Below are 13,793 nucleotides of genomic sequence, written 5' to 3' on the forward strand. Positions count from 1 at the left end.
TATGTGTGGAATATACTTTACTACAAAAATATTTAACGACGAAATCATTGTTAGAAAACTTGATAGGATAAAATTCAGAGGGCCTGATTTTTCTAATTTTATTAATGTCGACAACAAAGCTATATTGGGACACAACCGCTTAGCTATTATTGATCTCGATGCTCGCTCCAATCAACCCTTTAAATATCTTCATCTTTGGATCGTATTTAACGGAGAGATCTATAATTTCTTAGATCTGCGCACAAAGTTAACTGCTAAGGGGTTTACATTTTCTACCGACTCAGATACCGAGGTAATTTGTGCGGCTTACCTGGCTTATGGTGAAAATTGCGTTACACATTTTAATGGTATGTTTTCTTTTGTAATCTATGATCAGGAAAATCAACGCGTGTTTGGGGCAAAAGATCGTTTAGGGAAAAAGCCATTATTTTATCGTGTTCATAATTCAACGCTCGAGTGTGCCTCTCAGCCAAACGAAATTCTCATAGGTAATGATCTGGAAATAAGCGATAAATCTTTAGAATCGTTTCTAACTTATAGTTATATACCATCGCCCGAAAGCGTTTACAAAGATGTCTTTAAACTAAGCGGGGGGTACTACTTTACCTATACATTGGGGAATAACGATATAAAGCTTACTAAGTACTGGGATTTAAATTATGCTGACTCATTGAGCTTTTCGCACTCCTATAATGATGCCCTCGAACATCTCGAATCGTTATTAACCAATGCGGTTAAGATAAGAATGTTGTCTGACGTTCCCTTGGGAGCCTTCTTGTCGGGTGGAATTGATTCGAGTCTTATTTCGGCAATAGCCAACAGGGTGAGCAGCACTCAGCTAAAAACATTCTCGGTGAAATTTAATGAAGGACGTTTCGACGAAAGTGTACATGCTGCCAGTACCGCAAAATATTTAGGTACGAATCATACCACTATAGAATGCAATTACGAGGATGGAATTGATCTTATACAGAAATTACCCGAGTTTTATGATGAACCTTTCGGCGATTCATCGGCCATACCTTCAATGTTGTTGTCAAAATCGGCAAAAAAATATGTCACTGTAGCATTAAGCGGCGATGGTGGGGATGAAGGCTTTCTGGGATACAATCATTTTGATATAATTAATAAAGCAAGCTCTTTATATAGAGTACCTTATCTAATAAGATTTCTCGCAGGCAATGTTCTTAATATTTCCAATAGTTACAAGGCTCAAATAATCAGTGCGTTTTTGCAGTACCCTGACATGAATATGTTCATTCAAAAGATATTTGAGACCTTTCAGCCCATATTTAATTATCCTGTGTCAACAAATCATAAGGATGTAGGTGCTATTAAGAAGTTAAAATATAATGACCTACAGAAAGCGGCTGATATCAATATTAAATTATGGCTCGAAAATGATAGTAATGTAAAGGTAGATCGTGCGTCAATGTCGGCTTCCCTTGAGGTACGAAGCCCATTGTTAGACTATCGTATTATCGAATTTGCGCGTACATTACCAGTTGATTTCCGTTATCAAAAAGGAAACAAAAAGCGTATCCTGAAAGATCTTACCTATAAATTTATACCAAAAGAAATGTTAGACCGGCCTAAAACAGGCTTTACTATGCCTTTTGAAGAATGGTTTAGGGATAAACTGAAGCCATTTGTTTATGATACTATTACCGAAGAGAATTTAAAATTGATTCCACTGGATTTAAATACAAAGTATATTTTAAATAGTATTGATCTGCACATGCAGAGAAAAAAGAATTTTTACCCCACAATATGGAATCTTATTGTGCTAATTACATGGCTTAAATATCAGGCTGCTCCAAATTATCATGCGCAAGAAAAAGGTCTTTTTTATTCTTAGTTCGTTAAGAGCTGGTGGATCTGAACGGGTATTCTATTTATTGGTGCGTAATTTCGATAAGAGTTTATATGATGTAACGCTGATTTTATTAGACAGCCGGGATAATTTTTTTGAAACGCCGATAGTAGGAGTAAACCTCATTGAATTAAATACAATAAAGGCATCAAAATCTTTTTTCAAATTGGTTTCTCTATTACGTGCCGAAAAGCCCGATGCAGTTTTCTCTACAGGCAGCCATATAAATATTCTGCTTGGATATGTTTCGTTCTTTGCAAATATTCCCAGGTTAATTGCGCGCGAATCTAATATACCTAACCTTATGCATGTTTATGCAGGGATGAAGGCCAAAATTACCGGCCATCTTATAAAGCTGGTTTACCGGAAGTTTGATGTCATTGTTTGCCAATCGCAGGAAATGAAAGCCGCTCTTAACCAAGTTTACAATATAAAAGACACTAAAATGGTGGTAATCCCTAATCCTGTAGCTCAACCCAAGGTACAGGTGCATGTCCCGATCGACAATGGAGAGATAAACAAAATGATTTTTGTAGCTAGGCTGTCGCACGAAAAAGGACATTTTAGATTGTTGGAATGTTTAGCAGATTTACCAGTAAATTATCATCTTACCCTTGCTGGCGATGGGCCTTTAAAGTACAACATTGAACAAAAGATAATTGAATTGGGTCTTGAAAAACGGGTTTACATGCTTGGCCAGATAAGCAATGTACCCGAAATTATTGCAGCTCACAATTTATTTGTATTGTCGTCTTTTACAGAAGGGTTTCCTAATGTGGTTATAGAAGCCTTGTCTGTCGGAGTGCCAGTAGTGGCTTTTAATGTTGGCGGGCTGTCGCACATTATCAACGAAAAGAATGGATATGTTGTAGATCAGCATAAATTATCTGATTTCAAACAACGTATAGTTGAAGCATGTAACAGGCGCTGGGACGGAGACCATATTGCCAATGATATCCAGGCAAGGTTCGGCATAAATAAAATTAGTAGTTGTTATGCTCAATTGATATAGTAATGAGGAGTAATAGAATTCTTATAATGCTTCCCAGTGACGAACTTGGGGGCGCAGAGCAGATATTAAGAATGATAGCCTCTTATCATTTGAGTATAGGTGACGAAGTGTACATATATTTTGGCGTAAAAAGAATTGATGACGGTTGGAGTAATTTAGATACCAATAAGAATGCGCATCTTTTTTATGGTAAAGGAGGTAATATCTCAGGGCTATGTTACTCCTTCATTTTTATGCTGAAAGTTAGAAGTTTCTTTTTCGAAAGGGTATATAGTTCTAACGTTTATTATAATGGGATATTAGGGTTTTATAAAAAATGTGGCATTTTACGAGCCAAATACTTAATAGGAAGAGAATCAACCTCAATTTTCGAACGGTATAGCGGTGCCAAATTGTTAATGTACAAATTCTTTTATCGACTTGGCTACAAGAATCTCGACTTATTAATATGCCAAACAGAGTTTATGAAGCAACAGTTGCAAAATGGTATAGCCAATATTGCCCGTAACATTAATTTACAAGTGCTCCATAACCCAATCGATCTGCGATCAATAATAACTCAGCCTGAAGCGCAATCCGAACAATTTATAAACAGGATGAAATATATAGTTTCGGCTGGACGTTTAATAAAAGAAAAAGGATTTGACATATTGATAAATGCCTTTCATAAGATTAGTAATAAATACAAGGACGTTAACTTAATAATATTGGGCGAAGGAAAGGAGCGGGATGCTTTGCAAAAGAATGTCTATGATCTTGAGTTAAATGCCAGGGTTATATTACCGGGGAGATTTGATAATGTTTACCCATTATTTAAGCATGCAAAGTTGTGCGTAGTTTCTTCTCGGATAGAGGGTTTCCCAAATACACTTTTGCAAATGATGTCACAAAATACCAATGTTATAAGTACGTTATGCGTGCAGGAAATATCAAATATTAAGGGGCTGCCCACATGTTATCCAAACGATGTAAATGGCCTTGCCACATTAATGGATGAGAATTTGTTGGATAATGAAGAAAATTTGAATGAGAGAGTAAAAGAATTTGCAGCATATCTTGGTAAAAATAACATCGAAAGTTATATGATGTCTATTTCGAAATATTTGGATACTAACGATTAAACAAGTTGTTGAAATAGAGAAATTCTCTAATAAAATTTACGATATGTTAAAAAGTATAAAGTATGCCTGGTGGATGATTTTGTTATTTACAAATGCTTGTTTTTTAAGCTGTACGGCTCAATCCAACATTCCCTTATCTCGCGAAGCTGTACCCGAATCCATTCTTGGGAAAGAGAAGTCGATATCATTCGATACAGAAATTTTGAATACTAGTAAATCAGCATATGATGCAACTAAAGCTTTGCCGGCAAAGTATGTAACAGATGGATCAGTAGATTATACTTTGTATCTTCAAAATGCCATCAATCAGAATCAGAATTTGATTTTGCCAGACTTTCCGGTTCTTATTAACTCGGGGGGGTTACGTATTATAAAGTCAAACAGTACTATTGTTTTTAGAAAAAACTCGAAGTTAATACTACAGGCAAACGATAAGCCATCTTATACTATGATTGCTATTTATAATTCAAATAGCGTTACAATTTATAATGCCAATCTTGTAGGCGATCGCGAAAAACACAGCGGTACAACAGGAGAATGGGGCATGGGAATTACTATTAGAAATTCTAACAATGTTAAATTGGTAAGCCCCCATATTAGCAATTGCTGGGGTGATGGTATTTATATAGCAGGAGATAATAAGGGCTCAACCAGCCATAATATTAGCATTTACAATTCCAGATTGGAGTTTAACCGTCGAAACGGAATATCAATTATAAGTGTAGATAGCTTAAAGATTTTAAATGCGATATTGTCTAATAATTTTGGAACCGACCCCGAGGCTGGGCTTGATATAGAACCCAATTCTAACAATGATGTTATTGATCATATTGAACTTAATAATATTTGTACATTTAACTCCCGGTTCGGTATGATAATTGGCTTAGGTAAATTGCCAGGCCAAATTAATAAAAATGTTAATGTAGTAATAGCAAATCACTATGACGAGCAGTCACATACAGCTTTTTGGCTAGGAGGATTTAAAAATTCATATCCAGGTAATCCCCTAACTGGTAGAGTTGAAATTATCAACCCGATTTGGAGAAATAATATCCGGGCCTTTAAAAACGATACTTATTATGACTATGGCCCTAGCGTGCAGTTTAAGAATACACAGGTTTTTAATAAAAGTAATTCTGGAATATCAGCCAATCAGCCGGATACACTTCTAAAAATAAAAGGCACATTTAATAATAATAACAAAGTCTCATTCCATTAATAGGCGGGTGCAATGTAATTATGTTGTCAAAACTTATAAGAATAACAACCGTACCTCTTTCTTTAGATAAATTACTTACCGGGCAGCTTAAATACATGGTGGGCAAAGGCTTCGATGTATATATGATAAGCTCTATGGGGAACAATGTACATTTTTTGGAAGAACGCGAATCAAGCACTTTTATAGCTGTGGAGATGACACGTTTCATTTCTCCAATCAAGGATTTAGTGTCCCTTTTTAAGCTGGTGCGTGTTTTTAGAAAGCTTAAACCAGATATTGTTCACACGCACACTCCAAAGGCGGGTTTACTTGGTATGATGGCCGCGCGTATAGCTAACGTGCCTATTCGATTGCATACTGTAGCCGGGTTGCCATTAATGGAGGCAACCGGTATGAAACGAAGATTGCTGGAATACACCGAGTGGCTAACTTACAAGTGCGCAATTAAGGTATACCCCAACTCCACTAATCTGAAGGAATTTATTTTAAAAAGTAAATTTTGTAGTTCAGATAAATTGAAGGTGATAGGGAATGGAAGCAGTAATGGCATTAATACCAATCATTTTAAAATAAGTCCCGAGCTGGTATCTAAGGCTGATTCTATAAAAGAGAATTTTGGCTTAACTGAATCAAATTTCACGTTTATATTTATCGGGCGTCTTGTAAAAGACAAGGGAATAGAAGAACTTATTCAGGCGTTTACATCACTGGCAGAGCGTCATGCACAGATCAGATTATTATTGGTCGGCCCTTTCGAACCCGAGCTTGATCCTTTATCGGCTGAGTGCCTGGCTATGATAGGCAATAGCAATGCAATAATTAACGTAGGTTATCAGGATGATGTGCGTCCGTATTTGGCGATAAGCAATGTGCTGGTCTTTCCTTCGTACCGGGAGGGCTTCCCTAACGTTCCAATGCAGGCGGGATGCTTTGAACTGCCAGCCATCGTAACTGATATTAATGGTTGTAATGAGATTATCGCGAATGAAGAAAACGGGTTAATTATTCCACCGAAAAATATTGACGCTTTACAGAATGCGATGTCCCGTCTTTTGACAGGTGAAGCCCTTTACGGGAAACTACAAAAAAACTCCAGGCCAATGATTGTAGATCGGTATGAACAAAAGCATTTATGGTCTTTGATATACCGCGAATACGAGAGTTTACTGGGCGGATAAATTGCCCAATTACGTGGCCGATTAATGAACAGAGGCCTTTATCATATTTTTTGTACCAACATTATCGAATACAGAACGTACGATATTACTTACTTTAAATAGTTCTGCAATTGTTAAACTAGAGCCCGAAGGCAAGCACAATCCAGTCTCAAATAACTCTTCACTTACTCCATTTCCATAATATGGGCAATTGCTAAATACGGGCTGCATATGCATTGGTTTCCAAAGCGGGCGTGAGTCTATATTTTCAGCCTCCAAGGCCAATCTCAAATCTTCTCTGGTAACCTCGCTTTGTCGGTTTATTCTTATACAGGTTAACCAATGGTTAGAATAAAAGCCTTGTGGTTCTTTTAAGAATTCTATTTCCGGCAAATCAGCAAACTGTTCTACATAAAATTTATGATTGGCCCTGCGTTGTCCAACCCTTTCATTTAATACTTCCATTTGCCCTAGCCCTATTGCTGCACATACGTTGCTCATCCGATAGTTATAGCCTATCTGAGTGTGCTCATAATGGGGCATATCTTCCCTTGCCTGGGTTGCCAAAAACTTGGCTTTCTGGGTAAATTCCGGGTAGTTAGAAACTAAAGCACCGCCGCCAGATGTAGTTATGATTTTATTGCCGTTAAAAGAGTAAATACCAATTGCGCCAAATGTGCCTGCAGCCCGGCCAAACAAAGTAGAACCCAATGCCTCCGCCGCATCCTCTACAACGGGTATACGATATTTATTAGCAATGCTTAATATTTCGTTCATTTTTGCAGGCATGCCATATAAGTGAACGGGTATAATAGCTTTAACGTTTTTGCCTTTAGACAAACGGTCTTTTATAGCTATTTCTAACATTGCGGGATTCATATTCCAGGTGTCCAACTCGCTGTCAATAAAAACAGGAGTAGCACCCAAATAGCTTATAGGGTTGGCACTGGCCGAAAATGTCATCGACTGACATATTACCTCATCGCCTGGTTTTACGCCCAGTACAACTAATGCAAGATGGATGGCCGCAGTGCCCGAGCTTAGTACCGCAGCAAACTTACTTCCGGTAAAATCACATATGTCCCGTTCAAAAGCATCTACATGAGGCCCAAGGGGGGCTATCCAGTTGCTTTTAAAAGCCTCGTCAATGTATTTTTGCTCATTTCCACTCATGTGTGGAGTGGAAAGCCATATCCTGTCTTCAGTCATAAATTTCTTCAATTGGCTTTTTATATTTTATTATCCGTCCCGGATTACCCACTACAACCGCGTAGTCCGGTACGTCTCGTATAATAACAGATCCGGCTCCTATTGTAGCCCATTTGCCTATACTAATTCCCTGAATAATGCACGCGCCTATACCTATATGGGTGCCTTCGCCAACTGTTACGTTGCCGGCCACACCAACCTGGGGGGCGATATGTACAAAATCACTTATATTACAATCGTGGTCTACAGATGCGCTAGTGTTGATAATTACGTTGTTTCCTATCAAAGCGTTTGCGTTGACAGAAACATTAGACATAACTACAGTACCCTTGCCAATGTGTGCCGACAAAGAAATGCTGCTGCTCGCATGAATAGCCGTAATTGCAGGCGGAAAATCTAGTTCGCCTACAATTTTTTTGCGCAAATTGTTATCGCCTATTGCAACTATCACCTTATCAGACCCGGTTTCTTTAAAATGGTTAATATTACCTTTTACCTTATGATGCACCAGGTATGCTTCTGTATTGTCGTCCCATATTGTTAATATTGGATCAGATTGTTCTAAAATTTCCAAGACAACCTTTGCATGTCCTCCGGCACCTATAATATGCATCATTAATTCCCCGTAAATTTTTCCATAGTCACTGAGGTTTCCGAAGAAATATCAGCTTGATCGTTAACCTTATTAAAGGTTAACTTCAGGATTTTAAGGTCCAGTTTAAAGCTCAGGTTTTCTACGTACCAAACATCGTATTCAAATTTATCAGACCAGTTAATGGCATTACGGCCATTAATTTGTGCCCAGCCGGTAATGCCAGGCCTGGCATTATGTCTTTTGTTTTGCCTATCTGAATACAGCGGCAAGTATTCAGGCAGCAGTGGTCGGGGGCCCACTAATGACATTTCGCCTTTAATCACATTTATCAATTGAGGCAACTCGTCTAACGAAGTTCTCCGCAACCATTTTCCGAAGTCGGTTAACCTTTCTTTGTCGGATAATAGATGGCCTTCGCTATCGCGATTGCTATTCATCGTTTTAAATTTGATTACCTTAAAGATTTTGCCATTCTTTCCAGGGCGCGCCTGTAAGAAGAATGGACTATCCTTATTTATTATTAAGATACTCAGACTTAATAGGACAAATAATGGGCTTAGAAAAACAAATAAAAAAAGTGAAACTATTGTGTCAAATATACGTTTAAAATAGGTTTTATACATAGAAATACCAATCGATTAAAATACCAACTTTTATAGTATTAAACAAGTTGGAAATAGAACTAGTTTAAAGCAACCTATTTTTTCTTTTAACAAATTATTTCTCCTTGTTATTCTCGCAATTGTAAATTAATGTTTGTTAAACGAAATTTTGCAATTTTTTAAAGAGACAGTTTCTTGAGCTTGTTTTGCTATCCTATCTGAATTTACAAAATTATTACACTATTAACAGCCGCGCATTACATTTTGGGCTGTAATGAATAAACTGTTTTTATTATTATCGAATGGATGACACTCTCTTTTGCTTGAAAGATAGCTGCCTTACAATATTCTCCTCCGCGCAATCATCTTTTTTGCAGTATAATCATCTTAGCGATACTTTAACATATTAGGGACTGGTTTGGTCCGTTCGCTAAGTTTTTCCGGCCCAGAAGGCAACGCTGTGATGTTGAGTAGCGTACTGTTTATAGAAAAGATCAATTTTTAAACATTAACAAATTCCTATGAAAAAGATAGTTAACACTGGCTTGTTTGCAGCAATAATTAGTTTCTGTGCTTTTACTTTTTTTGCCGGTAACTGGAAAATAAAGGAGAGTGGCGCATCGGTTAAATTCTCGGGTGGTAAAATCAGTGGATCTTTCGAAACGCTTAGGGCGGATATTCAATTTGATAAGAACCAGCCAGAGCAGGCTAAAATTTCGGCCACAATTGATGTCAATAGCATTGCTACCGGTTTCTTCATTAAAACCAACCATGCAAAAGATGCTTTGGGCGCCGATAACTACCCTACAATTAAATTTGTATCCACATCTGTTAGTAAAGATGGAGTAGGTTATGTAGCCAAAGGCAACCTTACCATGAAAGGTGCTACCAAGCCCGCCACTATTCATTTTACCTTTGATGATAAGGGGAGCGAAGGTGTATTTAAAGGATCATTCAAAGTAATCCCTAAAGATTATGGTATCGACAGAAGCGGCACGCCAGATGACGTAACTATTGATCTGATTGTACCGGTAACTAAAGCTTAATAATTTATATAACTATTAACTGAAGGCATCTGTCGATTTATTGGCAGGTGCTTTTTTGTTGCAAGGTGTGCTAGCTATAGTGTAAGCGAAACCATTTATGTAGCTTTATCATTATACCCAATGCTTTTCTAAACCCATATTTTTATGGCAACAGTATCGTTAAAAAGCCCGGAGGGTAAGTGGATAATGAGTTCGGCCATCCTGGCTTCGGCTATGGCTTTTATTGATAGTACAGCTCTTAATGTGGTACTACCCTCGCTGCAACAAAGCTTGGGTGCAAGCGGCGCAGATTTGTTTTGGATCTTAAATGCTTACCTCTTAATGCTTGCCGCGCTAATACTTATCGGTGGCTCATTGGGTGATCAGCTGGGGCGTAAGAGGGTATTTATGATTGGCATTTTTATCTTCATTGCCGGTTCTGCTGCCTGCGGTCTTGCATCAAGTGTAGTGTTGCTAATTCTGTTTCGTATTATACAGGGTGTGGGTGGTGCGCTGATGATACCGGGGAGCTTATCGCTCATATCGGCCTCGATAGATGAAAAGGAGCGGGGAAAAGCTATCGGGACGTGGTCGGCCATAACAACGGTGGTAACCGTAGGCGGGCCAATACTGGGCGGCGCGTTGGGCGATGCGGGCTTGTGGCGGTATATCTTTTTTATCAATGTTCCCATTGGTGTTATAGCATTAATCATACTGGCATTTAAAGTCAAAGAAAGCCGCGACACAGATGGCGGGCGCGCGGTTGATTACCCTGGCGCAGTTACTATTGCACTGGGCTTAGCCATGCTTACTTTTGGTTTTTTACGCATCCCTGCTGTTGGTTTAAGTCATTGGCAAGTATACAGTTCGCTAATAGCTGGGGTGTTACTTTTAATTGCTTTTGTAACGATACAAGCTAAGAGCAAACACCCCATGATGCCCTTAACCTTGTTTAGCAATTTAACTTTTAGCGGGGCCAACTTGCTAACGTTCTTTCTATACGCAGGGCTCGGTGCGGGAATGTTGTTTCTTTCTTTAAACCTGGTGCAGGTGCAAGGCTACGATCAGCTGCAATCTGGCTTAACCTTTTTACCATTCACCATATTAATGGTTAGTGTAGCCCGTTTTGCCGGCGCTCTTGCAGATAAATACGGTCCGCGTTTGTTGTTGATTGGTGGCCCTGCAACTGCAGGATTGGGACTGCTCATCTTATCTTTTGTAAAGCAAACTAACGGACCAGGTGATTATTGGACTACTTTTTTTCCCGGTGTAATCGTATTTGGCCTGGGCATGTCGTTTACCGTTGCGCCACTCACGGCTACGGTAATGGGATCGGTTAGTGATCATTTTTCGGGCACGGCCTCGGGTGTTAATAATGCTATTACCCGTATAGCTAATGTTTTTGCCAATGCCATATTTGGCGCGCTAGCTGTTGTGTTTTTTTCGAGTGCTTTAGAGCAACAACTTAAACACACCACGTTGCCCGTAAATCAGCGAAAAGAGATAATGGCTGTAGCTCAAAATCTGGGTAATGCCAAGGTGCCTGCGAGTATTCGGGCTGGTGATAAAGCTGCTGTAGCGGAAGCCTTTCATCTTAGCTTTATTAATGCTTACGGCAACATATTGCGTGTTTCGGCTGGGTTGGGCTTTTTAGCTGCTTTGATGGCTTTTATATTTATTAAGAACAGCGCAGTTAAAAAAGATAATTCTGGTTGATATTTCAATCACAAGGTTTACATTTATACAACCAAACAACCTTGTCATGTTCAAAAAATTATGTCTTGCCCTTTTGCTTCTTACCGAAATGGCTTTCGCCTATCACACTACACCTGAGCCCGTTCAAAAACCTGCTGCTATATTGAAAGATGTAATGAGCTTTCTATATTATAAAAGAGATTATCTAAGGCTAACCGAAGATTTTACGGGTTACGACGCTAGTATGAATAAAATAAGTACTGCCGAATTTTTTAGACAGTTTGCCACAGGTAATTATCTTCCATTAAGATTAAAATCAAATTTCGGTGGAAACGAGTATAGGCTGTACCCGCTAAACGCCAAAGTTAATAAGGATCTTCGGAGTGTATTAAAAGGCGAGGGCGAGACCGATTATAGGCACTTTAAAATGGAGGCTAAACCTTTGCCCGGTTTAAACTATACCAATATTAACGGTAAGGTTTATAATCAGCAAAATACTAAAGGTAAAATCGTTGTATTAAAATGCTGGTTTATAGCCTGCACAACGTGTAATGCAGAGATTCCGGAACTTAATAATCTGGTAAATAGATATCGCAATCGTAAAGACGTACTGTTTGTAAGTCTTGCATTTGATCCCAAAGATAAGTTGGTTGCATTTTCAAAGAAAACGCCTTTTAACTATGCCATAGTACCGGTTAAAGAAAGTTATATAGCTCACCAGCTAAACATCAACGAATACCCTACCCATTTGATAGTGAACAAGCAAGGTTTGGTTACAAAAGTAGTTAACACTGCCCATGAGTTAACTGTTGCATTAGATCACGAGGCCGCAAAATAGCTTAGGTTGTCACCTCTTTTGCTAATAATTCAACTAAGCTATCTGCAACGTTCACCGCCTGTACGCGCATTTCGGGAATGCCGGTGGTTTCCCATATCATTCCTTTAAGATTGTTACCGAGGGTGAAGATATTGGGCACTTTTTCACCTCTCGCATCAATCACATTGCAGGTATCAATGTCTACGTTTAAGGCGATATTCAACGGATCGGCTGTTATCAGGCCGTTATTGTGCATGTTGTTTAATAGGGTGCCGGGCAACCTCACATCAATTTGCGATCCGGTGCAGTTGATCACCCGCTCAACTTCGAGAAATTTTTCTGTGCCGGCCTTTTTATCAGCTATAATTACTTCGGCATAACCGCCCTTATCTATAGCGCTACGCATACGGCCCGTTAGCGGAATTAGCTTGCCCGAATTAATCAGATTTGAAATCTTTTGGTACATCGCCGCAGGGGTTCGGTGTCGCCAGGCATTCCATAAAGGGCTAATCCTTTTCAGAAAACGCTGTTTATCTTCCAGGCTGAACCCAATCCAAATGTCTTGCAGCTTATGCCTTAAAGAATTAACAACCGCAATGGGCGAAATGCCTAATCGCTTACTGCGTTTCATGTGTTTATTAATGGTATTTACCAAATCATATAGTCGGTAAGGCTGGGAGATATCTTCTAATATATCCATATCGTATGGAGGGACCGGATAATCGGGCATAATGGCGAACCCATGTGGCGACACCGTATAAATATTTTTGCTGAAGCCATTTTCCAGCAACGAGATTACCGCATCTATCATGGTAAGGCTGTTGCCTATAATCAGTACATCACGCTCCGATCTAAGGTCTTGCAAGCAGACATCATTCCACGGATTTTTATAGTAGAGGTTGCTATTATAAAATGACAGATCGGCAAGCGGTGGGTTTCTAGGAATGGCATTTCCGGTTGCCAATACCACGTAGTCGGCTACTATGGGTGCCGAGTTTTGCAGTTCTAAATTTAAAACCTCGCCATCACGGGTTACATTGGTTACTTCATCTTCAATAAGCTGTAAGCCCACCTGCTGATGTTTGCTTGTCAAAGCCTCTTTCCAAATAGTGTTCAGATATCGGGCAAATACTTTACGCGGCGCGAAAGTGTCTTTAAGAGTTTGGAGCGGGATGCTTTTAAAATCATCCTGTAATTGTATCCAGTTTAAGAAATGGTCACTCTGTTCGGGCAGCGCGCTAATGCTCTCAACAGGTACGTTCAATAAGTGGCCGTTATAATTTGTTGAATAGGCGATGCCTTTTATCAGCGGGAAATGAGTATTAATGATGATAATCTGAAGGGGATTCGTTACCCTTTTCATTAAATGAACTGCTGTCATGGTGCCGCAAAAGCCGCCGCCAATAATGGCAATAGTGCGCATAAAGTACGTATTACTAATTATGAGTTATTGTTATAGGTTATAACT

General features: G+C 39.1%; 12 protein-coding genes. 8 read left to right on the top strand and 4 right to left on the bottom strand.

The window, feature by feature from the left end:
• The first annotated feature begins 1 nt into the window (after position 1).
• From asnB to GSY63_RS14460, 5 genes are read left to right on the top strand one after another with little or no spacing between them, the layout of a single operon-like run.
• A complete protein-coding gene (asnB, locus tag GSY63_RS14440; protein ID WP_166586526.1) occupies positions 2-1,858 on the top strand; it encodes an asparagine synthase (glutamine-hydrolyzing) in 1,857 nt (618 codons plus the stop codon).
• A complete protein-coding gene (locus GSY63_RS14445) occupies positions 1,827-2,885 on the top strand; it encodes a glycosyltransferase (protein ID WP_166586527.1) in 1,059 nt (352 codons plus the stop codon). Before asnB ends, GSY63_RS14445 begins: the two co-directional genes overlap by 32 nt.
• A 2-nt stretch (positions 2,886-2,887) precedes the next feature.
• A complete protein-coding gene (locus GSY63_RS14450; RefSeq protein ID WP_208094546.1) occupies positions 2,888-4,006 on the top strand; it encodes a glycosyltransferase in 1,119 nt (372 codons plus the stop codon).
• 43 nt (positions 4,007-4,049) lie between these two features.
• A complete protein-coding gene (locus tag GSY63_RS14455; protein WP_166586529.1) occupies positions 4,050-5,225 on the top strand; it encodes a right-handed parallel beta-helix repeat-containing protein in 1,176 nt (391 codons plus the stop codon).
• A 20-nt stretch (positions 5,226-5,245) separates the two neighbouring features.
• On the top strand, positions 5,246-6,403 hold the full coding sequence (locus tag GSY63_RS14460; protein WP_208094547.1) for a glycosyltransferase family 4 protein: 1,158 nt from the start codon (positions 5,246-5,248) through the stop codon (positions 6,401-6,403).
• A 21-nt stretch (positions 6,404-6,424) separates the two neighbouring features.
• Here GSY63_RS14460 and GSY63_RS14465 read toward each other — a convergent pair whose 3' ends face one another.
• The 3 genes from GSY63_RS14465 to GSY63_RS14475 are packed head-to-tail and all read right to left on the bottom strand — an operon-like array spanning position 6,425 to position 8,809.
• Positions 6,425-7,591: an aminotransferase class I/II-fold pyridoxal phosphate-dependent enzyme gene (locus tag GSY63_RS14465; protein ID WP_166586530.1), complete on the bottom strand. Its 1,167-nt coding sequence runs from the start codon at positions 7,589-7,591 to the stop codon at positions 6,425-6,427.
• On the bottom strand, positions 7,584-8,207 hold the full coding sequence (locus GSY63_RS14470) for an acetyltransferase (RefSeq protein WP_208094548.1): 624 nt from the start codon (positions 8,205-8,207) through the stop codon (positions 7,584-7,586). Before GSY63_RS14470 ends, GSY63_RS14465 begins: the two co-directional genes overlap by 8 nt.
• Entirely contained in the window at positions 8,207-8,809 is a 603-nt protein-coding gene (locus GSY63_RS14475) for a sugar transferase (RefSeq protein WP_166586531.1), read from the bottom strand. Before GSY63_RS14475 ends, GSY63_RS14470 begins: the two co-directional genes overlap by 1 nt.
• A 500-nt stretch (positions 8,810-9,309) precedes the next feature.
• Between GSY63_RS14475 and GSY63_RS14480 the strand changes: the two genes are divergently transcribed.
• From GSY63_RS14480 to GSY63_RS14490, 3 genes are all read left to right on the top strand, one after another.
• Positions 9,310-9,834: a YceI family protein gene (locus GSY63_RS14480; RefSeq protein WP_166586532.1), complete on the top strand. Its 525-nt coding sequence runs from the start codon at positions 9,310-9,312 to the stop codon at positions 9,832-9,834.
• Between the two features lie 144 nt (positions 9,835-9,978).
• Complete coding sequence (locus tag GSY63_RS14485) at positions 9,979-11,529, top strand: MFS transporter (protein WP_166586533.1); 1,551 nt, start codon at positions 9,979-9,981, stop codon at positions 11,527-11,529.
• Positions 11,530-11,575: 46 nt separating this feature from the next.
• Positions 11,576-12,346 carry a TlpA family protein disulfide reductase gene (locus GSY63_RS14490; protein WP_166586534.1) on the top strand — a complete coding sequence of 257 codons (771 nt, stop codon included), beginning with the start codon at positions 11,576-11,578 and terminating at the stop codon, positions 12,344-12,346.
• 1 nt (position 12,347) lies between these two features.
• Here GSY63_RS14490 and GSY63_RS14495 read toward each other — a convergent pair whose 3' ends face one another.
• Positions 12,348-13,748 (bottom strand): FAD/NAD(P)-binding protein, encoded by a 1,401-nt coding sequence (locus GSY63_RS14495; protein ID WP_166586535.1) that lies wholly within the window; start codon positions 13,746-13,748, stop codon positions 12,348-12,350.
• Positions 13,749-13,793 lie beyond the last annotated feature (45 nt).

It is taken from the genome of Mucilaginibacter agri, from assembly GCF_009928685.1.
Taxonomy (GTDB): Bacteria; Bacteroidota; Bacteroidia; order Sphingobacteriales; family Sphingobacteriaceae; genus Mucilaginibacter; species Mucilaginibacter agri.

Bases quoted from the DNA above. Each gene is read 5' to 3' on its own strand.
- GSY63_RS14490 (WP_166586534.1), top strand. From the start codon at position 11,576: ATGTTCAAAAAATTATGTCTTGCCCTTTTGCTTCTTACCGAAATGGCT.
- GSY63_RS14455 (WP_166586529.1), top strand. From the start codon at position 4,050: ATGTTAAAAAGTATAAAGTATGCCTGGTGGATGATTTTGTTATTTACA.
- GSY63_RS14460 (WP_208094547.1), top strand. From the start codon at position 5,246: ATGTTGTCAAAACTTATAAGAATAACAACCGTACCTCTTTCTTTAGAT.
- GSY63_RS14450 (WP_208094546.1), top strand. From the start codon at position 2,888: ATGAGGAGTAATAGAATTCTTATAATGCTTCCCAGTGACGAACTTGGG.
- asnB (WP_166586526.1), top strand. From the start codon at position 2: ATGTGTGGAATATACTTTACTACAAAAATATTTAACGACGAAATCATT.
- GSY63_RS14470 (WP_208094548.1), bottom strand. From the start codon at position 8,207: ATGATGCATATTATAGGTGCCGGAGGACATGCAAAGGTTGTCTTGGAA.
- GSY63_RS14445 (WP_166586527.1), top strand. From the start codon at position 1,827: ATGCGCAAGAAAAAGGTCTTTTTTATTCTTAGTTCGTTAAGAGCTGGT.
- GSY63_RS14480 (WP_166586532.1), top strand. From the start codon at position 9,310: ATGAAAAAGATAGTTAACACTGGCTTGTTTGCAGCAATAATTAGTTTC.
- GSY63_RS14495 (WP_166586535.1), bottom strand. From the start codon at position 13,748: ATGCGCACTATTGCCATTATTGGCGGCGGCTTTTGCGGCACCATGACA.
- GSY63_RS14485 (WP_166586533.1), top strand. From the start codon at position 9,979: ATGGCAACAGTATCGTTAAAAAGCCCGGAGGGTAAGTGGATAATGAGT.
- GSY63_RS14465 (WP_166586530.1), bottom strand. From the start codon at position 7,591: ATGACTGAAGACAGGATATGGCTTTCCACTCCACACATGAGTGGAAAT.
- GSY63_RS14475 (WP_166586531.1), bottom strand. From the start codon at position 8,809: ATGTATAAAACCTATTTTAAACGTATATTTGACACAATAGTTTCACTT.